This is a genomic window from Pseudomonas sp. 8209 (assembly GCF_028682105.1).
GTDB classification, from domain to species: Bacteria; Pseudomonadota; Gammaproteobacteria; order Pseudomonadales; family Pseudomonadaceae; genus Aquipseudomonas; species Aquipseudomonas palmensis.
Window position 1 is genome coordinate 82,848 of the sequence record NZ_JANIAH010000007.1, and the last position, 21,261, is coordinate 104,108.

17 protein-coding genes and 1 tRNA gene are annotated in these 21,261 nt (G+C 62.0%); 12 read left to right on the forward strand and 6 right to left on the reverse strand.

Annotated elements, in window-relative coordinates:
* The first annotated feature begins 4 nt into the window (after positions 1-4).
* On the forward strand, positions 5-565 hold the full coding sequence (gene pgsA / locus NP552_RS16695) for a CDP-diacylglycerol--glycerol-3-phosphate 3-phosphatidyltransferase (RefSeq protein ID WP_043860267.1): 561 nt from the start codon (positions 5-7) through the stop codon (positions 563-565).
* Positions 566-630: 65 nt separating this feature from the next.
* Positions 631-706: transfer RNA gene (locus tag NP552_RS16700), tRNA-Gly, on the forward strand.
* Between the two features lie 115 nt (positions 707-821).
* Here the strand turns inward: NP552_RS16700 and NP552_RS16705 are convergent.
* The gene (locus NP552_RS16705; protein ID WP_274096933.1) at positions 822-4,037 is read right to left on the reverse strand and encodes a hybrid sensor histidine kinase/response regulator; all 3,216 of its coding nucleotides are present in this window, start codon (positions 4,035-4,037) and stop codon (positions 822-824) included.
* Between the two features lie 97 nt (positions 4,038-4,134).
* Positions 4,135-5,331 (reverse strand): MFS transporter, encoded by a 1,197-nt coding sequence (locus tag NP552_RS16710; protein ID WP_088514856.1) that lies wholly within the window; start codon positions 5,329-5,331, stop codon positions 4,135-4,137.
* A gap of 108 nt (positions 5,332-5,439) precedes the next feature.
* On the opposite strand from NP552_RS16710, the gene NP552_RS16715 reads away from it, so the two are divergent.
* Positions 5,440-6,369 carry a LysR family transcriptional regulator gene (locus NP552_RS16715; protein ID WP_054916486.1) on the forward strand — a complete coding sequence of 310 codons (930 nt, stop codon included), beginning with the start codon at positions 5,440-5,442 and terminating at the stop codon, positions 6,367-6,369.
* Between the two features lie 19 nt (positions 6,370-6,388).
* On the opposite strand, the gene NP552_RS16720 is transcribed toward NP552_RS16715, so the two are convergent.
* The gene (locus NP552_RS16720) at positions 6,389-7,291 is read right to left on the reverse strand and encodes a LysR substrate-binding domain-containing protein (protein WP_078481055.1); all 903 of its coding nucleotides are present in this window, start codon (positions 7,289-7,291) and stop codon (positions 6,389-6,391) included.
* A gap of 123 nt (positions 7,292-7,414) precedes the next feature.
* Here NP552_RS16720 and NP552_RS16725 point away from each other — a divergent pair, with 123 nt between their 5' ends.
* The 5 genes from NP552_RS16725 (at position 7,415) to NP552_RS16745 (ending at position 12,828) form a co-directional block, all read left to right on the forward strand.
* A complete protein-coding gene (locus NP552_RS16725) occupies positions 7,415-9,040 on the forward strand; it encodes a BCCT family transporter (RefSeq protein ID WP_058540399.1) in 1,626 nt (541 codons plus the stop codon).
* On the forward strand, positions 9,037-10,158 hold the full coding sequence (locus tag NP552_RS16730) for a mandelate racemase/muconate lactonizing enzyme family protein (RefSeq protein ID WP_043860271.1): 1,122 nt from the start codon (positions 9,037-9,039) through the stop codon (positions 10,156-10,158). Before NP552_RS16725 ends, NP552_RS16730 begins: the two co-directional genes overlap by 4 nt.
* 16 nt (positions 10,159-10,174) lie before the next feature.
* Complete coding sequence (locus tag NP552_RS16735; protein ID WP_058540398.1) at positions 10,175-11,314, forward strand: mandelate racemase/muconate lactonizing enzyme family protein; 1,140 nt, start codon at positions 10,175-10,177, stop codon at positions 11,312-11,314.
* 170 nt (positions 11,315-11,484) lie between these two features.
* Positions 11,485-12,459, forward strand: coding sequence for a Bug family tripartite tricarboxylate transporter substrate binding protein (locus NP552_RS16740; RefSeq protein ID WP_058540397.1), 975 nt, complete (start codon positions 11,485-11,487; stop codon positions 12,457-12,459).
* A gap of 135 nt (positions 12,460-12,594) precedes the next feature.
* Positions 12,595-12,828 (forward strand): hypothetical protein, encoded by a 234-nt coding sequence (locus NP552_RS16745; protein WP_058540396.1) that lies wholly within the window; start codon positions 12,595-12,597, stop codon positions 12,826-12,828.
* Positions 12,829-13,176: 348 nt separating this feature from the next.
* Here the strand turns inward: NP552_RS16745 and NP552_RS16750 are convergent, their stop codons facing one another.
* Entirely contained in the window at positions 13,177-13,482 is a 306-nt protein-coding gene (locus NP552_RS16750; RefSeq protein WP_058540395.1) for a DUF6124 family protein, read from the reverse strand.
* Positions 13,483-13,665: 183 nt separating this feature from the next.
* Here NP552_RS16750 and NP552_RS16755 point away from each other — a divergent pair, with 183 nt between their 5' ends.
* The gene (locus tag NP552_RS16755; protein WP_229590234.1) at positions 13,666-14,979 is read left to right on the forward strand and encodes a hypothetical protein; all 1,314 of its coding nucleotides are present in this window, start codon (positions 13,666-13,668) and stop codon (positions 14,977-14,979) included.
* A gap of 654 nt (positions 14,980-15,633) precedes the next feature.
* On the opposite strand, the gene NP552_RS16760 is transcribed toward NP552_RS16755, so the two are convergent.
* Complete coding sequence (locus NP552_RS16760; RefSeq protein ID WP_058540394.1) at positions 15,634-16,527, reverse strand: LysR family transcriptional regulator; 894 nt, start codon at positions 16,525-16,527, stop codon at positions 15,634-15,636.
* A gap of 94 nt (positions 16,528-16,621) precedes the next feature.
* Between NP552_RS16760 and NP552_RS16765 the strand changes: the two genes are divergently transcribed.
* From NP552_RS16765 to NP552_RS16775, 3 genes are all read left to right on the forward strand, one after another.
* Positions 16,622-17,788 carry an MFS transporter gene (locus NP552_RS16765; RefSeq protein WP_058540393.1) on the forward strand — a complete coding sequence of 389 codons (1,167 nt, stop codon included), beginning with the start codon at positions 16,622-16,624 and terminating at the stop codon, positions 17,786-17,788.
* 124 nt (positions 17,789-17,912) lie between these two features.
* Entirely contained in the window at positions 17,913-18,353 is a 441-nt protein-coding gene (locus NP552_RS16770; protein WP_116053566.1) for a MerR family transcriptional regulator, read from the forward strand.
* Between the two features lie 94 nt (positions 18,354-18,447).
* Positions 18,448-19,725: an NADH:flavin oxidoreductase/NADH oxidase family protein gene (locus NP552_RS16775; RefSeq protein WP_274096934.1), complete on the forward strand. Its 1,278-nt coding sequence runs from the start codon at positions 18,448-18,450 to the stop codon at positions 19,723-19,725.
* A 59-nt stretch (positions 19,726-19,784) separates the two neighbouring features.
* Here the strand turns inward: NP552_RS16775 and NP552_RS16780 are convergent, their stop codons facing one another.
* Positions 19,785-21,197 carry an amidase gene (locus NP552_RS16780; protein ID WP_274096935.1) on the reverse strand — a complete coding sequence of 471 codons (1,413 nt, stop codon included), beginning with the start codon at positions 21,195-21,197 and terminating at the stop codon, positions 19,785-19,787.
* Between the last annotated feature and the right edge of the window lie 64 nt (positions 21,198-21,261).

Below are 21,261 nucleotides of genomic sequence, written 5' to 3' on the forward strand. Positions count from 1 at the left end.
GCCGATGAATATCCCGAATCTGCTTACCGTACTACGCGTTCTGCTCATACCGATCTTCATACTGCTGTTCTATGTGCCGTATCACTGGAGCTACATAGCCGCCAGCAGCGTGTTTGCCGTTGCCGCCGCCACCGACTGGCTGGACGGTTACCTGGCTCGTCGGTGGCAGCAGAGCACTCCGTTTGGCGCCTTCCTCGACCCGGTCGCGGACAAGCTGATGGTGGCCGTGGCCCTGGTGCTGCTGGTGCAGGTGCATGCCAACCTGTGGCTCACGCTGCCGGCGGCGGTCATCATCGGTCGCGAGATCGTGGTGTCGGCGCTGCGTGAATGGATGGCCGAGATGGGCGCACGTGCCCATGTGGCGGTGTCCAACCTGGGCAAGTGGAAGACCGCGGCGCAGATGCTGGCGCTGGTGATCCTGCTGGGCAATCCGCCGGTGTGGGGGTTCTGGGTAGGCCTGGGTTATGCGCTGCTGCTGGTGGCGGCGGGGCTGACCCTGTGGTCGATGGTGCACTACCTGCGTGCAGCCTGGCCGCACCTGCGTGAAGGCTCTGAAATAAAATAAACTTTTTTGAATCAAGGGGTTGACGGCGTTTTTAAAATCGCTAGAATGGCCCCCATCAACACGACGCGGGAATAGCTCAGTTGGTAGAGCACGACCTTGCCAAGGTCGGGGTCGCGAGTTCGAGTCTCGTTTCCCGCTCCAGTATTTGGAGCTACAGATCGAAAGGTCTGTAATTCGTCAGAAAGAAGGGCCACTGAAAAGTGGCCCTTTTTTCGTTGCGCAACAATCCTCTTCGAATACGTGAGAAAGGACGGCTTCAACCGTCCAGGGCCTGCTGTGTGTTCAGCACGGTCTCCAGGCGCGTTTGCACCTGGCGTACTTTCCGGGCCAGCTGCGGCGTGATGTGCGACCCCGCAAGCTGGCATTCCAGTTCGGCGCACAAGGTGGCCAGGGTGAACGCCTGAACCGAGCACAGGGCGCCGCCCAGGCTGTGCAGTACCTGCGCCAGGACGCCGGCATCGGCGTTGTCCAGTGCGACGTGGATCTTGCGCAGGTCGTCGCGCATCGAGGTGATGAACAGTTTTCGCATCGCAGGCGGAACGTGGACGGTGTCGACGTCGCTCGATGGTGTGGTGGCGGCGTCGTCGACCTCGGTGAAGGGCTGCGGCAGAACCAGCTCGCAGTGCTGCAACAGCTGAGTGCGCAAGGTGTGCAGGTTCAGGGGCTTGACCATCCAGGCGTTCATGCCCACGGCCGCGCAGCGCTCGCCTTCATCGCGCATGGCGTTGGCTGTGATGCCGATCACGGGCAGGTCGGCATCCTGCTGGCGCAATGCCTGGGTCAGCTCATAGCCATTGATAACCGGCATGTTGACGTCGGTGAGCACCAGGTCGTACGCCCCGGGCGCCCAGAGTGCCAGTGCCTGCTCACCGTTGAACGCCACCGTGACCACGCAGCCCAGGGCTTCGAGTTGCTCCTTGATGATCGCCTGATTGATGGGGTTGTCTTCGGCTACCAGAATCCGCAGGTCCAGTGGCTGGCGGGTGCCCGCTGGCCAGGCGCTGTGCTGCGTGTCGTGACCGCCGTGCGCCAGGCCCACCGCCCTGGCGATCGCGCGAACGTCGTAGGCATCGACCTCCCAGCCATCAGCGTCGTGGTCGGGTGGGTTGGGCCCGCCCGGTACGGCGTTGATCCGGGGGCCAGCCCACGCTTGACCGGACGCGAGCATGTCCACCAACAGTGTCGCGTCGTTGCCCGAACCCATGTCGCTGGCCAGCGGACGGGCGTCGACCCCCAGCCGAACGAGCCAGGCGCAAAGGTGCCGGGCCAGTTCCGGGACGGGCGCGCGCACGTACACAGGGGCGGTGGATGCCTCGAATTCAGGACAGTCGGTGAGTGCGCCGGGCGCGCGGGGCAGCTTCAGCTGCAGGGTGAAACTGCTGCCCAGCCCGATTGCACTGACCACGTCGAGCTGGCCGTCCATCAGTTCGCAGAGCCGGCGGCAGATGGACAGGCCCAGGCCTGCGCCGGCCTCGCTGCTGGCGTCGCGCACCTGATAGAACGGGTCGAACAGATGCACCTGCTGGGCCTGGGAAATGCCCAGTCCCGAATCGCTGACCTGCCACTGCAACTGGCTGTATTCGCTGTCCTGTTCCACGACCCGAGCCCGCAGCACCACCCGGCCGCTGTCGGTGAACTTGATGGCATTGCTCAGCAGGTTGTTGAGGATTTGGCGAATGCGCAACGGATCGCCGCGCAGCCGGTCGGGCAGGTCGGCATCGATGCAGGCATACAGTTGCAAGCCTTTGGCCTGGGCGTATGCACTGTAGGTGCCGAGTGTGGCCTCGATCATCTCCAGAGGGCAGAAGTCCAGATCGTCGATGGTCATCTGTCCGGATTCGATCTTCGACACATCCAGCACGTCGCTGATCAGCTGGAACAGGGTGGCCGATGATCGCTGGATGGTCTGCAGGTAGTGCTGCTGGCGCGGGTCGAGCGCGGTCAGCCCCATCAGCTCCAGGGTGCCCAGTACGCCGTACAGCGGTGTGCGGATCTCATGGCTCATGGTGGCCAGGAAACGTGTCTTGGCTTCATTGGCGGAATCGGCGGCCAAGCGCGCCTGTTCAAGGCTGGCGGCATCTTCGACAAGCCGGGTAACGTCATGAAAGGCACACAGCCAGGCGTTTTCGCCGTGGTAGCGGGTAGGCACAAGGCTCACGTGCCAATGGCGGCCTTCAACCTGCAGATCGGTTGAGCCCCGCTCGGGCAGGTCGTGCTGTCGACGCAGGGCGCCGATCAGCGTGGCGCTGCCGTGGGACTGCTGGGCGTGCTGGTTTTCCAGCAGCACCGCGTAGTCGCTGCAACGCAGCACGCACAGACCGGCTGGCGCCGTGTCGATGACGGCTCGACTGAAAGCCTCGCTCTCGGCGATGTCTTCAAGTGCACGGTGGGCAGGCAACACCACATGCTTGCGATACCAGTGATTGAACGCCCAGCCGCCGCCCAATCCGGCCAGCATCAGTGCAACCAGCCCCAGCAGCGGCCAGAAGGCATAGTCCACAAAGCTTTTGAAACCGATCACATAGATGCCGGTCCAGGGCTGCTCGCCCGGGCTTGTCACACGGAACACCAGCCCGTCAGCGTTCAGGTTCAGGCCTTCATGCAGCACCCGATCGGGCTTGAACTCGCCCACCAATGCCTCGCGGGTGGGGGCGATCAGGCTGAAGTGATCGTAGATCGACCACTGTATGATGCGTTCGATGTTGTTGACCTGATCCAGCGTGAACATGGACGCCACCACCACCGAGGGGCTGGCCCCTGAAATGTGCAGCCGGGTTGCCGACAGGTCGATGTCGACATACCCCAGCACAGTGGCAGGGGCATCGGGGCCTGCGTCATAGGGCACCCACTGCACCTGGTGGTCCTGCGGCGCGTGGTCGTGCAGGCTCTTGCCCACCTGGCGCACCACACGATCGAAGTCCTCTTGTCGGGGCCGACCCGTGCCGCGCAGGCGCCCCATGGCCGGTACGCTGATATCGAAGTTGTCCGGCAGGTTGAACAGCAGTACCTGGGGCGACTGATAGTGCGAAGCCGACCAGAATGCACTGTAGTAGTTGGCCAGGTTCGCCCCCAGGGTAGAGACGCTGGCGTGTTGCGAGGCTGCGATCCTGGCCGGGTTGATCTTCACGCTGAACGGCAGGGAGAAGGCATATTCGAGCTCTTCATAGACCGCACCGGTGGCATTGGACGAAGACCGTTGCACCACCACCGGCACACTGGAGGCGCCCAGCAGTTGGCCTTTGGCGCTTTTGCGCGACACGGCGCTGAGAAAGGCTTCCTGCTCGCGGATGTTTTCCATCAGGCGGGCGAAGTGAAACTTCACCGTGTCTTCCTGCTTCTGCAGCATGCGATTCACGCCCCAGTAGCACAAGCCAGTCAACAGCAGCGCCAGGCCCAGGAGCACGGCAAGCCCCATGTTCAGGCGCAGTGAACTGCTGGCCAGCCTGTCCAGGCGGGTGTAGCGGTGATTCATCGTGCAATCCCGTCAGTGATGAGGCGCGTCCAGACCCAGTCTATACAAGAGCTGGAGTGCTTGCCGGATCATCCCGGGTGCCACACCCCGTGCGGCCCTAGCCCTGCGGTAGCGTTCGGGTGCGGTTTTCAGCCACGAGCCGCCATACGATCATCAGGCCGGCAAGCCCCAGCCAAGGCAGCAGCAGCGCATTCAGCACCTGCCAGCCAAACACGTCGAGCAGGCCGCCGGCGCCAAACGAGCACGTCAATCCCACCGCAAAGATCGCCATGTCGTTGGTCGCCTGGGCCCGGCTCTTTTCCGCCGGGCTGTAGGTTGTGGTCAGCAAGGCCGTGCCGCCGATGAACAGGAAATTCCAGCCCACACCCAGCAGAACCAGAGCACTGGCAAAGGCATTGAAGCCCGTGCCGGACCAGGTGGTCAGAACGTGCAAGGCCAGCAGCATCACGCCCAGCAGCATCACCCACGCCGCACCCAGCCGGGAAATCAGGGCGCCGGTGAAGAACGAGGGCAGGAACATGCCCATCACGTGCAACTGGATGACGGTGGCGGCCGTGGCCAGCGGATGGTGATGGTGGAGCATCGCCAGCGGAGTCGCCGTCATCGCCAGTATCATCACGCCATAGCCGGTCACCGCGCCGAACAGGGCTACCAGGTAGGTCGGCTGCAGGACGATCCGTGCCCATGGCCGGCCCTTGTCCAGGCCCGCCGCCGGTGGTTCGGTGGCAGGCATATCCAGAAACAGCAGCACGCCCAGCCCCAACACGGCGACGACGGTCAGCAGAACAAATGACCCGAAGTACTGCGGGCCTATCCACTGGCCTCCGAACCGCGCCAACGCCGGCCCCAGCAGTGCAGCGACTATGCCACCTGCCAGCACCAGCGAGATGGCCTTGGGGCGCAAGCTCTCGTCCGCGACCTCGCTTGCGGCAAAACGGTAGAACTGGGCAAAGGCCTGATAGGTGCCGACCAGGAAGGTGCCCAGTGCGAGCAGGGCCAGGGAGCCGAACCAGATACCGGCGGCAGCGACCATGCCGCCGGTCACGCCCAGCGCCGCGCCAAGTACAAAGCCGGCCCTGCGCCCGGCGTTTGCCATGAATGACGAGGCCGGAAACATCGCCAGTGCGGTGCCCAGGAACATGCTGGCGATAGGCAATGTGGCCATGTCGGCGCGGTGGGTCAACTGGGCGCCTGCCAGTGCGCCGATGGTCATCACCAGAACCGAAACCGTCTGGAACAAGGCCTGTGCACTTGCCAGAATGCCGACCTGCCTGTGCATGTGTGTTTTTTTCATCTTGCGTGCAGCCTCTGTCTTGCCTGGGTGAAATCGAGGCTGGAAGTATGAAAATCGCAGGTCTATTATTCAAACGAATAATATCGTCACTTAACCTCAGTAAATTTAATGGACAGAATCCCGATCGATGTTCGCCACCTGCAAACGCTGGTGGCCCTGCGCGACAGTGGCAGCGTCTCCCGCGCCGCGTCCTGGATGCGACTGACCCAAGGCGCCTTGTCCCATCACATCAAGGCGCTGGAGGAGTTTTTCGGCACCCCATTGTTCGTTCGCAAGTCTTCCCCGGTGGTCTTTACGCCGGCTGGCAAGCGGCTGCTGGAAGCCGCCGACAAAGTGGTGCCCATTCTTAATCAGACCACGCGTGACCTGCTGCAGATGGCCGAAGGCACCGGCGGTACCTTGCGTATCGCCGTCGAATGCCACACCTGTTTTGACTGGCTCATGCCCGCAGTCGATGCCTTTAGAGCACGCTGGCCTGAGGTGGAAGTGGACTTGGTATCGGGTTATCACGACGATCCCGTTGGCCTGCTGCATCAGCGCACCGCCGATCTTGCACTGGTGTCCTGCTCCGAAAGGGACGAGGAAGGGGTCGATTTTCACGGGCTGTTTCGCTATCCGCTGGTGGCACTGGTTGCCAACGACCACCCCTTGGCCCTGCGCGAGTTCTTGACGGCCGAGGACTTTATCGACGAAACCCTGGTGACCTATCCGATCGAGGAAGACGCGCTGGACATTGTCCGCTCATTGTTGCGGCCCGCGGGGATCAAGCCTGTGCGCCGCACCGCCGAGCTGACTGTCGCGATCCTGATGCTGGTGGCAGCGCGGCGCGGCATTGCGGTGCTGCCACGCTGGGCCGTGCAGACCTACCTCCAGCGTCAGTACGTGACGGCCAGGCCCATCACCCGCGAGGGGCTTATCTCGGATATCTGGGCTGCCACCTTGCCGGCAGACAGCCAGAAACCCTATGTCGTCGAGTTCCTGGCGCTGCTGCGCGAAACCACGGTGGCGGCGATTCCGGATGTCGAGCTGATGGGCTGATCGGGCACCCAGTCACGCACTACGCCCCGTTGCCTGCCTCTTCCTTCAGCCACGCAATGAACTGCCGGGCCATGTCGCTGATCTGCTTGTGCGGCTTGGTCAGCAGGTAATACGCCAGCTGATGCGGCATCACCAGCTCGGGGAAGGGCATCACCAGTTCGCCGCTGCGCACCGCCCGTTCGGTCAGCTCGATCGCACACAGGGCGACACCATGCCCCTCGATCGCCAGCTGCGCAAGCACATTGGAGTCGGTGACCACGTGCCCGCTGCGCACCTCCAGCCCTGGCGTGGGGTACAGCGCCTGCCAGGCTTCCCAGTCGTGATGATGCCGGTCATGCAGCAGCGGGTGACGCGCCAGGTCGGCCGGCACCCGCAGCGCGTCGGGCCCTTCGAGCAATGCGGGCGAGCAGATCGGCACGTAGTTCAGGCCCATCAGAAACTGCGTCTCGAAACCCGGCCAGTCGGCCGTGCCCCACTTGATCGCCAGCTCCACCTCGTCGGGAAACTCGACGCGCTGGGTGCTCAGCAGTTGCTGGATGCGCAGCGCGGGGAAGCGCTGGGTGAAATGCTTCAGGCGCGGGGTCAGCCAGAACGCGCTCATCACCGGCTCGGCCTCGATGTGCAGCACCGACGGTGCGGCCTTGCGCGCGCATTTCTCGAAGGCGGCCACCAGCTGGTCGAAGGGGGCGCGAATATCGTCCAGCAGCGCGGCGCCGGCCCTGGTCAGGGCCACGGTACGGGTCGAACGCACGAACAGCGTCACCCCCAATGCCTCCTCCAGCTTGACCACCTGCTGGCTGATGGCCGACTGCGACAGGTGCAGCGCGGTGGCGGCACGGGTGAAGCTGCCGTGCTCGGCAACGGTCTTGAAGGCCAGCAGCAGGGTCATGTGCGGCAGGCGGGTCAGGGCGAATTTATTCATAAGACTTCGTTATTAGTCCATTACCAAATCGCGATTCTCTCGGCGCTGGGCACCAGCTTACATTAGCCGCCGAGCCCGCCAATACGGGGGTCTGTCCAATAATTACAACAGTTGGGACTCACTATGCAGCAGAACACCCAGAAAGACCTGACGCTGATTTTCACCAGCATCGTGGTGATATCGCTGACGGTCATCGGTTTGATGATGTTCCCCGATCAGGCCAAGGTACTGGCCGATCAGCTCTTCACCCGTGCCACCACCACCTTCGGCGTGCTGGTCCAGGTACTGGGCTTTGCCTGCGTGGTGCTGGTGATCGGCCTGGGCATGAGCAAGTACGGCAACATCCGCCTGGGCGAGGGCAAGCCCGAGTACAGGAACACGAGCTGGATCTTCATGTTCATCTGCGCCGGCCTCGGCTCGGCGACCATGTACTGGGCGTTCATGGAATGGGCCTACTACTACCTCACCCCGGGCCTGAACATCACCGCCGCCAGCAAGCAGGCGCTGGAGATGAGCATCGCCTACTCGTTCTTCCACTGGGGCGTGACCCCGTGGGCCATCTACGGCATCGCCTCGCTGGCGATGGCGTATCACTTCCATGTGCGCAAGAACAAAGGCTTGAGCCTGGCGGGCATCATCGAGTCGATCACCGGCTACAAGGCCCACGGCCCGGTCGGGCGGGTCATCGACCTGATCTTCCTGTTCGCCACCTTCGGCGGGCTGGTGCTGACCACCACCCTGACCACCTCCACCGTGGCCAAGGGGCTGTCGGACCTCACCGGGCTTGCCGACGGCTTCATGCTCAAGGCGTCGCTGGTGATCCTGGTGACACTGGTGTTCTCGCTCAGCTCCTACATCGGCATCAGCTCCGGCATGCAGCGCCTGGCAAAACTGGCCTGCGGCATGACCATGCTGTTCGCCCTGGTCGTGCTGCTGCTGGGGCCCACCCAGTTCAGCGTCAGCAACATCGCCAACGCCATCGGCCTGACCCTGCAGAACTTCATCCACATGAGCCTGTTCACCGACCCTACCGGGGACGGCGGCTTCTCCCGTGACTGGACCGTGTTCTACTGGCTGTACTGGATCACCTACACGCCGGGCGTGGCAATTTTCGTCACCCGCGTCTCCAAGGGCCGCACGATTCGCGAGGTGGTACTGGCGATGATCCTGGGCGGCTGCGGCGGTTGCTGGTTCTTCTTCGGCAGCCTGCAGAGCTTTGCCATTCACCAGTTCGTCACCGATGTGGTCAATGCCCCGGCCATGCTCAGCGGTGCCGGCGGCGAAGCGGCGGTGTCGATGCTGCTCGCCAGCCTGCCGTTCGGCAAACTGCTGTCGGTGGTGTACTTCCTGCTCATGCTGGTGTTCCTGGCCTCGCACCTGGACGCCGTGGCCTACACCGTGGCCGCCACCAGCACCCGCAACCTGCGTGAAGGCCAGGACCCGTCGCCGAGCCTGCGCCTGTTCTGGTGCCTGATGCTGGCCGTGCTGCCGCTGGCGATGCTGTACATCAATGCCTCGCTCAACACCCTCAAGACTGCCGTGATCCTCACCGCCATCCCGTTCATCTTCATCCTCATGGTGAAGATCTGGGGGCTGCTGAAGTGGCTGCGCGAAGACTACGCGGCAATGCCCGCACACCTGATCGAAGCGCAGTCCGCCCGCCTGGCCCAGAGCACTGCATGCGACGCCGAACAGGCCCCTCGCCAAGCTCGCCAGGGCGCCCCGAAAACTCTGGAAAACCTGCAATGAAAATAGTCGATGTAGAAGCGATCTGGTTGCGCGTGCCTGCGCTCGACCAGCCCTGCGAGTGGGGTGAGGATGCGTTGATCGTGCGCATCTACACCGACAGCGGCCTGCTGGGCATCGGTGAAACCGACAGCTCGCCGGCCGTGGTCAAGGCCCTGATCGAAACCCCGGCATCCCATGAAACCTGCCAGGGGCTGCGCGACATCCTGGTCGGCGAGAACCCGCTGGAAATCGACCGGCTGTGGAAGAAGATGTACCGTCACTGCGAATACATGGGCCGGCGCGGCGTGGCCATCCATGCCATCAGCGCGCTCGACATCGCCCTGTGGGACATCGCCGGGCAGCACTACGGCGTGCCGGTGCACACCCTGCTCGGCGGCAAGTACCGTGAGCGCATCGCCGCCTACGGCACCTTCATCCCGCGGCCCGACGAGGCCGGCAACCGCGAGCGGGTACGCGGCCTGCTGGCCCAGGGCCTGCGCAGCATCAAGCTCGGCGGCGCAGGTTTTGGCGAAGACCTGCCCAGGGACAAGGCATTGCTGCAACTGGTGCGCGAGGAGATCGGCGACGACGTGCAACTGCAGATCGACCTGGTGGGGCGCTGGCGCAACTACTCCCACGCGCTGGTGCAATGCGATGCACTGCGCCAGTTCAACCTCAACTGGATCGAGGAACCCTTGCCTTCGGACGACACCCGCGGCCTGGCGTACCTGGCCGAGCGCTCCGGGCTGCGCGTATCCGGCGGCGAGGGGCTGGCCACGCGGCACGAGTTCCGTCACTTTCTGGAGGCTTCGCGCCCGGCGATCATCCAGCCCGACATCACCCGCTGCGGCGGCATCAGCGAGATGCGCCACATCTATGAACTGGCGCAACTGCACGGCGCGCAACTGGTGCCCCACGGCTTCAGCACCGGCATCCTGCTGGCAGCCACCGTGCACTTTCTGGCGGCCAGCGAGTTTGGCGAGTTGATCGAATACTCGCAAAGCGACAGCCCGTTGTTCCGTGGCCTGGTGAGCAACCTGCTGGCGCTGGAGGACGGCCATGTGCGCGTGCCCGACAGCCCAGGCCTTGGCGTGATACTGGACGAGGCGATGATCGAGCGTTATCGCGTTCGCACCTAGAGGCGGGAGGCCCCCAATGCACAACCAGATCATCGACCGGGTCGAGGTATTCGTGTGCGCGCCGCCGCTGCGCGGCTCCACCTGGACCCCGGAGCAACCGGCGCCGTGCACCACGCACACCTTCATCCGCATCAGCACCTGCGACGGAATCGTCGGCGTGGCGGCTACCGATTCGTACACCACGCACCACCCCGACGCGGTACTGGCCGAGACGCTGCGTGACATGATCCCCGACCTGCTCGGGCGCTCGGCACTGCAGCGCGAAGGGCTGTGGATGCACTTCAAGCCCAGGGCCTATGCGCGCTCGGCCCAGGCCCAGGCGCTGATCGACGTGGCGCTGTGGGACATCGCGGCGCAGGCGGCGGGCCTGCCCCTGTTCAGGCTGCTGGGCGGCTACCGCGAGCGCATCGACGCCTACGCCAGCACCCCGGTGCTGGCCACGCCGCAGGCCTATGTGGACGCCGTGCAGCAACTGGTCGAGGCGGGCTTTGCGGCCATCAAGTTCCATTGCTGGTGCGACCCGGCGCGCGACCTGCAACTGCTCGAGCAGGTTCAGCGGGCCCACGGCGACAAGGGCCTGGCGCTGATGCTGGACGTGGAACAGCGCTACGACCTGGACGCCGCGCTCAAGGTCGGGCGGGTGCTGGGCGAGCTGGGCTACGCCTGGTTCGAGGCGCCGCTGGACGACTACGACCTGGTCGGGTACCGACACTTGAGCACGCGGCTGCAGGTGCCGGTGCTGGCCGCCGGCAACGCCATCACCGACAGCCAGCTGGTGGCGTTTGCCGCCAGCCAGCAGTGCTGGAGCCGTGTGCGGGTGGATGTGATGACCTGCGGCGGCATCACCCCCGCGCTGAAGATCATCCACCACGCTGCGGCCAGCGGGCTCAAGGTCGAACTGCAGAGCTGGGGGCATTCGCTGGCGCAGGCGGCCAACCTGCACCTGATGCTGGGGCAGCCGGTGTGCAGCTACTTCGAACAGGCGTGCGAGGTCGAGCTGTTCGAGTTCGCCACCGCCAACCCGATCCGCACCAACGCGCAAGGGCAGGTGACGGTGTCGCAGCAACCGGGCCTGGGCCTGCAGATCGACTGGGAGCAGATCGGGCGCGTTGCCCAGTTGCAACTGAGTGTCGGCCGCCAGGCAGGCGCTGCGTAACTGCCGTGGTGCCGGTTTTGCAGTCATGGCGCGGGCAGCGTACGCTGCCTTGCTGCAAGGTTGGAGAAAGCTACACAGCCTAAGATTTGGTACGTGCAGTTGTGCACTGGCGACAACCCGCCCGGTGTGCAACTGCCAAGTCATACCAAAAACAATAACAGGCGACCGCCATGACGTTTTTCCTGCGCAGTATCTGCTCGATTGCTTGCTCCCTGTTCGCCACTTCGTTGCTTGCGGCGCCGCCGTCTTTGCCCGAGTGCATCGTGCCCGGTTCATCGGGTGGCGGTGGGGACCTGATGTGCCAGTTGATAAAGACAGCCCTGGCCCAGAACAAGGTGTTCGACCAGCCCATGCAGATCACCTACATGCCCGGTGGGGTCGGGGCGGTGACCTACAACACCATCATCGCGCAACGGCCGGCAGAGCCGGGCACCCTGATCGCATGGTCCAGCGGGTCGCTGCTCAACCTTGCCCAGGGCAAGTTCGGGCGCTTCGACGAGGGTGCGGTACGCTGGGTCGCCGCCCTGGGCAAAAGCTATGGCGCCATCGCGGTAAGAAGCGACTCCCCGTACAAGAACCTCGACGACCTGGTCAAGGCGCTGAAGCAGCAGCCGCGCAAGGTGCTGTTCGGCTCCGGCGGCACTGCCGGCGGGCAGGACTGGGTGCAGGCCGCGTTGCTCGCCAAGGCCGCGGGTATCGATATTGGCGAATTGCGCTACATCGCCCTGGAAAGCGGCGGCGAAAGCGCCACGGCGTTGCTGGGCGGTTACATCGAAGTCAGCAGTACCGATGCGTTCGAGGTCATCACGCACCTGCAGCGCGGCGAGATGCGCCTGCTGGCCGTACTCTCGGAAGAACGCCTGGGTGGTGAGCTCAAGGACGTACCCACCGCCAGGGAACAGGGCTACGACATCGTCTGCCCGGTGGTCAGGGGCTTCTATCTGGGGCCCGGGGTCAGCGACGAGGACTATGCCTGGTGGAAGCACACCTTCGACCAGCTACTGGCCTCGGAACAGTTCGCCCAGCTTCGCAGCGGCTTCAGGCTGCTGCCGTTCGCCATGACCGGTGATCAATTGCGCACCTACGTCAAGCAGCAGGTGGCCGGGTACAAGACCCTGATCGACGACCTTCGCAGGGGCCAGTGAGGCGGGTGCCCGAAACAGCTGCCATCTGTCGAGATACGTGCCTTGGCACGGAATTTTCATGCCTTTTTCGAACGCTGTTTTTTGTGGTGTAACCAGCACGTTCCTTCCCGCCCAGAAAAACAATCAGGGGGTTGCATGAGCTGTCTGATCTGCGCCGGCCACGCCGAGGCCATCGACTGCCCAGCCGGGTGGGAAGGGCGGCGTTGCCTGAAATGTGGGTGTTACCACATGTCTCAAAAGCTCATCCTGACGATGATGGACGAGGGCCAGATTTTCGACGCCTGCAAGATGCGCCAGTGGCTCGACATGCGGCGTTGTGTGGTGCCGATTCCGACAATTGATGTGCATGAGGCGATTCTGGTGGTGTAGTTGTGGTGGCTGGCAACTCGAATCTCACAGGCGTTGGCACGTGGCAGCCCATGTAGGAGCCGGCTTTGCCGGCGAAGCGCCGCGCTCGCGGCGCTCGATCTTGTGACCGGCACAACAGCATTGACTGGCACCTGATAACCTCACCGCGATCCTTTGGTGGCCTTTCTGAAGACATCCCCAGTCACCTGTCTTGAAATTGCATCTGGGTTTGGGGGGCATGCCTTGAATCTGATGGCGCTCTCTAGGCCGCGCGCTGCCCGCGCGTCGCTTCGCCGGCAAAGCCGGCTCCTACATGGCGCATAGGCACCCCTATCAGTGGGCCGCGTCTGCGGCCCGGGTGTCTCGTCGTTACGCGTCTACCGCTTGCGCCTCCATGCCGTCCAGCACCGTGTCGATCAACACGGTGCTCATCTCCAGCGACTGCTGCGCTGCCACCAGCAGGTGCTTGAACTGCGCGTCGGCGCGTTCGCAAGCTTGTGCGGTGGTGTCCTTGGCGCATTGGATCTGTAGCGACAGATGGACCAACGCATCTTCGAGCTCGATGCCTTCGCAGACGGAAAACAGGGGAGGGTGGTTTCCGTTGCAACAGCCGAAGGCGGTGTAGGCGGTTTTGCGGGGATTAACAAGCGGGGGATCGGGGACGATTTTTGTCATTGTGCAGCTCCCTTTTGCAGTGGAACCGCCAGCCATCACTTGCAGTTGATAGGGTGGCGGCTACGTGCGGGTCTGCAAGACCGGGGCAAAAGGAACCCGGCAGACCCGAAGGTCTCCCACACGTAGCCACCATAAATCGAAACCACGGGCACAAAAAAGCGCCAATGACTTTCAGGTGGCGCTGTGCGCCTTTTGCTTGGCGGGCTTGCAGACCCGGCCGCTGAATTGGCAGCGGCGAGACGAAGGGTAGCGAGGATTGGGGGGATATTCAAGGGCGGGGTGGTTGAGGCTGTCTATGCGTATATCGATCGATACCTGGTTTTTGGTGAAGGCTGCTTTCGGCCAGAAGCAGCCAGTGAAAAGCGTATAGGAAATCAGGGGCGATTCAAGAATCCTCGAGCAAGGCCGAAACAAAGCATCAATACACACTTCCCTGGCAAGGGACGATCACTAAATGCCGGCCGGGCAACCATGTGTTTGGCCAACAAGGAGAGTTACCCAATGCTAGATCTCATTTACATCGTAGAAGATCATTTTTCCTCCGACACCTCCCAGCCAAATGATAGCGGCTACACTCCAAACTTCACACTTCCTGGCCAAAATACAACACCGCTGATTGGAAAAACTGCATACTCCGGCTTAGCGGCTGTAGCATCGTCATTCCTTATTCCTATCCTGCCTATTTCTATGATTATTGGCGCAGCGGCCACCGCTGCCGGTGTTGCAGGCGCGGGTGAATCAATAGACGCCAAAGATCGTAGCGCCACAACTGATGAATCTGCCCCAGCTAAAGCCATAGCCGAAGAAACACGTTTGCTCACTGCTTACGTACAACGCCATTCGCTTTCCCGCACCCAAGCTAAAGAGGCTGATTATCGTTTCCAGCCAGGGCACCCAGTCGTTGGCAAGGCTTACCGCAAACACCCACTGTCCGACTACTCGAACCCGGATAACAAGAACCTCTACATTCCCAGTGATAGCTATGACGCAATCCTGCTGGAGGAGCGCGAATCGGAACTGGTCAAGCTATTGGTTCAACTCGGAGCGACCAAAATCAGCATCACCAAGAAAGTATCCGATAAAACGCGCGGCTCCATCAGCGCAGAAGCATCTGTGCAAGTTGGCCCTATGGGTGGAGGCGCAGTCAGTTACGCAGGTAAAACTGAATGCGATACTGATTCACTCGATACACGTGAGTTCTCGTTAACCGGCAAGCCTTGGAAAGCAGATAGCAAAGTCGATCGTGAGAGCTTCTTTTGGCTGCCGTATGAGCCTTCGTGGAAGGCGGTCGTATTTGCACGCGAAGTGGGCGGCTGTCTGACCGCGTCCCTAGAAATTAAAGAAAACACGTCATTCTCCACAGACAAAAATTTGGAACTGTCAGTCAGGGCAAAGCTAGTAGAGGTTGGTGCGCAGGCCGGTATATCGAATCTGGAAACCGAAGAAAAAACCTACTTTGTGAAAGCAGAGTTCGCACCGGTAAACCACAGCGCTTGAACAAAACCAAGCGATTTAGCATTGCGAGTAAACAGGAGTGAGTGCCCTTTACAGAGGCACTCCTTTTTTATTTGGCGATTATCACCGATTAAGGAGTCGCGCCCGACTGCGTATCGAAATACTGACTGCTGATGGCAACTCACGAATGACTGCTTCTGGCCGACCTCGGCCTGTCGCCATCTCCTTGGCGCATTGGATCTGTAGCGACAGATGGACCAACGCATCTTCGAGTTCGATGCCTTCGCAGACGGAAAACAGGGGAGGGTGGTTTCCGTTGCTACAGCCGAAGGCGGTGTAGGTGGTTTGCGGGGATTAACACGCGGGGTTCGGGGACGATTCTTGTCATTGTGCAGCTCCCTTGATTGGTGGAGCCGACACCTATCGCTACCAGACGAAGGGTGGCGCTGTACGCAGGTTGGTAGACCGGGAATCAAGGAACCCGGCGCGCACGAATGCGCCCCACGCACAGCTGCCATGACACGAAACAGCAGACACAAAAAGCGATGGGCGAAGGTTAACGGGGTGGGGTGGGTATTCAAGGTTCTGGCTTGTGGGGAAGCTGGAGGGGTTACCGTTTCAGCATCGATGCTGGTGAGGTAACGACATTTTCGAGACTTCAACACCACAAGTACCCGGAAATTTCAGATCAAGCGCTTACATCCGGTGATGTTCCAGCAAGAAGTCCACGAACAATCGCACCCGCGCCGGCATTGCCGCCCCGCCGACGAACACAGCATGAATAGGTTCCTGGTCCCCAGGGTTCCAGGCTTCCAGCAGCGGAATCAGGGCGCCGCGCTGCAGATCCTCGCGCACGCTGAACTCACCGATACGTGCAATGCCGGCACCTACTCGCGCAAGTTGTGCCAGCGCTTCACCACTGCTGCATTCGATGTTGCCGCTGACCTTCAGGGAAAACTCTTTTCCATCGCGGATGAACGGCCAGTTGGGTTCGGCACGCCGGAAGTTGAAGCGCAGGCAATTGTGCTGAAACAAGTCTTCCGGCTCCGTGGGGATGCCCTCGCGCTGCAGATACTCGGGCGATGCCACCACTACCTGGCCGGTGTCGCCGATCCTGCGCGCGGTCAGCGGGCTGTCGGGCAGATGGCCGAAGCGGATCGCGACATCGGCCTGCCCGCCGAGAATGTCGACCACTTCGTCGCCGAGGGTAAGGTCGACGACGATGTTCGGGTAACGGGCGCTGAATGCTGCCACCAGCGGGACGATGGCCAGCCGCCCGTGGCCAAGGGCGGCACTGACCCGCAATCGCCCCCTGGGCACGCCCTGGTCAGCGATCGCTGCTTCGACCTCGTCCATATCGGCCAGGATACGCCGGGCGCCACGCAGGAACGCTTCGCCCTCGGCAGTGAAGGCGAGCGCTCGGGTGGTGCGCAACAGCAGGCGGGTGCCAAGGCGTTGCTCGGTACGCGCGATGACCCGACTGACTGCCGAGGGTGTCACGCCCAGTGCACGCGCCGCGGCCGACAGGCTGCCTTCATGCGCCACGGTGGTGAACACGCTCATTTCACCTGACCTGCCGTTGAAGTCCACTTGTGCCTCCTGCGCAAAGGTGATTGCCAAAAATGCTATCTACCGCGTTAAAAAACTGCATCGTAGCATTGGCGGCATAGATAAGGAGCCTTCCATGCGTATCAATCCACCACTTGTCGCACTTGCCATCGGTGCCTTTGGCATCGGCGTAACAGAATTCGCCCCCATGGGCATGTTGCCGGGTATAGCTCAGGATCTGGGCGTTTCGATTCCCGCTGCCGGGTTGCTGGTCAGTGCCTATGCGCTGGGCGTATTGCTCGGTGCACCGCTGATGACCCTGACCACCGGCAGGATTCCCCGACGCTATCTGCTGATCGGGCTCATGGGGATTTTCACCTTGGGTAATCTGATGTCAGCCCTGGCCACCGATTACTACAGCCTCATGGTCGCCAGGGTGGTGACCTCACTGAACCATGGTGCATTTTTTGGCGTTGGCTCCATCGTCGCCGCCAGCGTGGTCGCCCCGGAAAAACGTGCCGGGGCGGTGGCGGCGATGTTCATGGGCCTGACCTTGGCGACCATCGGCGGTGTGCCGCTGGCCACCTGGTTTGGTGAGCTGTTCGGTTGGCGCACCGCTTTCTGGGGAATTACCGGCCTCGGCGTGGTGACCATGGCCGCATTATGGTTCGCCCTGCCTAACCTGAAGACGTCGCAAAGCGTCGGTGTAATGGCCGAAATTCGAGTACTGGGGCGCGGTCCGGTGCTGGGCGCGTTGGCCCTGACCGTAGTCGGGTCGAGCGCGATGTTTACTGTCTTCACTTACATCGCGCCGATCCTCAGCAGCGAGACCAATGGTTCCACCGCCTACATCACTGGCATGCTGGTTCTTTTCGGGGTGGGGTTGACGCTGGGCAACCTGTGGGGCGGCAAGGCCGCCGACCGCTCGATAGATCGCACCTTGATCGTCTCGCTAAGCGTTCTGATTCTCGTCTTGCTGGCGTTCACCCTGCTGATGCGTTGGGCGGTGCCGGCCGCTCTGGCCATCCTGATATGGGGTATCGCCAGTTTCGCCCTGGTGCCGCCACTGCAGATGCGTGTGATGGAAGCAGCGAAGGACGCGCCCAATCTTGCCTCTGCGGTGAACATTGGCGCCTTCAATTTTGGCAACGCGATTGGCGCAGCGCTGGGCGGAGCGGTGATCAACGCCGGGTTGGGTTATCCGGCCATTTCCCTGGCCGGAGCGTCGATGGGTGCTCTGGGGCTGCTGATGGTGTTGGCGTATGGCTGGCGTTCCAGAACTGTTGCATCAACAGTGGCGTGACGAAGCGCTGATGCCAGTGGCGTAGACAGTGGTCGAGCCTGAATTCAATGCGTGATGGTTGGCCGCCCCGATGGCTTTAGGTTTAAAGTCAACTTCAAGGTCAACAGAGTGTTCAGGGTGGGTTATGCGAATAGGCGAACTGGCGAAAATCAGTGGTTTGGCGCCCTCACGCATCCGGTTCTACGAGTCGAGCGGCTTGATCAAATCTGTCGAGCGCAAAGCAAATGGTTACAGGGACTACGCGCCTGATACCAAGTGGGTGTTGGAGGTCATCACCGCAGCGCAGGCGGCGGGTTTTTCATTGGAAGAAATTCGGCAGTTGATGCCGATGAATGCCAGCGGTTGGCAGCACGATGAATTGCTCAGCGGGCTTAAGCAAAAGGTTGAGGAAATTGCTGTTCTACAGCAACGGCTAGCCCACAACAAAGCGCAGCTTCTGCTCGTCATCCAGGGCATCGAGGGTAAGCCCGAAAGCATGGCGTGCGCGGAAAATGCGCAAATGCTGATCAATCGCCTGCGTGAAGAAGGCATTGGCAAAGCGCCGGGCAAGCGTGCGGTGCGTTAAGGTCAAACTCCACTGCTGCACTGCGCAAAAGGGTATTGACCTTAAAGTTGACTTTAATCTTAAGGTGGCCTCCTCTTCAGTTGAGGGCTGCTCCATGAATGTGTTCGACACCCTGATGCTTCCCAACGGTTCAACTATCAAGAACCGAATCGCCAAAGCTGCCATGGAGGAGAACATGGCGGACGCCGATCAGGCGCCTTCCAAGGACTTGCTGCGTCTCTATCAAGCATGGGCCGACGGTGGTGCCGGCCTGATCATTACCGGCAACGTTATGGTCGACGGCCGCGCCATGACCGGACCGGGTGGCGTGGTGTTGCAAGACGATCAGCAACTGCACAAGTTCAAGCACTGGGCGCGTACAGGTCGGTCCGGCGGTGCGCAGTTCTGGTTGCAGATCAATCATCCCGGTCGCCAGATGCAGTCCAATCTTGGGCAAAAGACCTGGGCCCCGTCAGCCGTGCCGCTGGATCTCGGCAACATGTCCAGGCGATTTGCCACACCTCATGCGATGACCCCAGGCGTGATCGAAGAGGTTGTCCAGCGCTTCGCGAATACCGCACGCCTCGGCGAGCAGGCCGGATTCACTGGTGTGGAAATTCATGCTGCCCATGGCTATTTGTTGAGCCAGTTCCTTTCGCCGTTGACCAACCAGCGGACGGACGAGTGGGGTGGCCCTCTGGAAAACCGGGCGCGCCTGTTGCTCGAAATCGTCAAGGCGGTCAGGGCTGTGGTTTCTGCGGATTTTGCAGTGGCGGTCAAGCTGAACTCCGCCGATTTCCAGCGCGGAGGATTCACCGCCGATGACGCGAAAAAGGTGGTTGAGTTGCTCAACGACCTGGGCGTGGACATGGTGGAGTTATCGGGAGGCAGCTACGAAGTACCCGCCATGCAGGGTGATGCGCGCGATGGTCGCACCCTGGCTCGCGAAGCCTATTTTGTCGAGTTCGCCCGTGATATCCAAACCGTCGCCAACATGCCGGTGATGGTCACTGGCGGTATACGCCGCCGCCCGGTGGCCGAAAGCGTCGTGCAGAGCGGTGTGGACATGGTGGGCATCGGAACCGCCCTTGCTATCGACCCGCACCTGCCTCGCCAGTGGCTGGCGGGCAACGACAATGCCCCGCAATTGCCGCCGATCACCTGGAAAAACAAAGCCATGGCGGCCTTGGCGAACATGGCTGTAGTGAAGTTTCAACTGCGTAAACTCAGTCGCAATAAAAATCCCGACCCGAGTGTTTCACCGTTGCTCGCGCTGATCCTGCAACAGGCCGCCATGGCCTTTCGCACTCGCCAGTACCGGAGATGGGTAGAAAAGTCTTCGCATTGCAACGGCCTGACGATCGCAGCGCACGGCGATGGTCTGCCTGGATGACACCTGCGCAACATCACTGAAGACGTTGCGCCAGGTGCTACGCGAGTGTTGTTCCGGGCTTAAAGCCCCCACCGCCCCAGCTCGGGCTTGCGCTCGTCAAGCAGCAGTGCAGGCGCCATGGCGCTCGCCATGTTCAGCAAGTGCATGTCGGTAGATACCGGTGACAGCAGCTGCACGCCAATCGGCATCTGTGCTTCATCGAATCCGGCGGGTAGTGCGATTGCCGGGGTGCCGAGGTAGTTACTGGCGCGGCTGAACGTGCCGATGCTCACGTGAGCAGCGTCCTGGTCATCAAGAGGCAGGGCCCCGTGACCGCTGACCGGCATCAGCAGAACACCGGATGAGCCGATCGCTCGTCTGAAGGCCTCGGCGGCGTGGGCACGCTGTGCAACGGCGTGTTCGTAGTCGTCACGGCTGATGGCCGCGCCGGCCAGGATGCGATTGCGCACCACCTCCCAGAGCGGCTGCGCAGGGTCATGTGCAAGGTGGCCGAACTCGCGATACCCCTCATAGGCAATGATCATCGAGTTGCACTCGGACAGCCGGCCGATGTTCAACTCATCCTCTGGAACCCAGCTCTGGAGCGTCCAGCCGGCCTTTTCCAGGGTGCCCAGGGCCTGATCCCATACCCGGCGAGCGCCCACGGACAGCGCACTTGGGAACGCGCTCTGGTCCAGTACGAACACCGTGCCCGGCTTGGCTGGTACCAGCTCACCTGCAAGGTCGGCCTGAACGCTCGACCCACTGCCGGTAGACGGGCTGGCAAGGATGGCCGTGAGTGCATGGGCGTCGCCAACATCACGGGCGATCGGGCCCAGCACGTCGAGGCTGGGCGCAAGCGGAACCACACCGTGCACGCTGATGACCCCGCTGGACGGCTTGAAGCCGACCAGATGATTGAGCGATGCGGGGGCTCGGATCGATCCGCCGGTATCGCCCCCCACTGCAACAGGTACAAGCCCTGCGGCAACAGCAACCGCCGCACCTGAAGAGGAACCGCCCGGGGCACGATGCAGCGTTGTGTCCCACGGGTTCCAGGGCGTGCCTCGGGTCGGGTTCTGCCCGGACAGGCCGAACGCAAATTCGGTCATCTGGGTCTTGCCCAGGATAACCATTCCGGCCGCCTGCAATCGTTGCGCGACGGTGCTGGTCACGGCACTGACAGTGCCCAGGCGGCTCAACGAACCTGCCGATGCCGGGGTATGGGCGATTTCGATGTTGTCCTTGATGGCGACCGGTACGCCATGCAAAGCACTCAAAGGGTGGCCTGCCTCGAGCGCACTGTCGGCGGCATCGGCTGCCGCCAGGGCTTGCTCTGCGAACACTGCGGTAAAGGCATTGAGCTCGCTGCCGCGAGCAATGCGGTCCAGAAAGTAGTGCGTGACGGCACGCGAGGTGATCTGCCGGGTAGCGATCAGATGGGCAATCTGCAGGGCAGACTGGAAACATAGGGCTTCGGATCGTTCGAGCATGGGTTCTAGGTTCTAAGCGGTGTGGGTCGGTAATCCCCGTATCCGATACTCGTTGACGGGGATT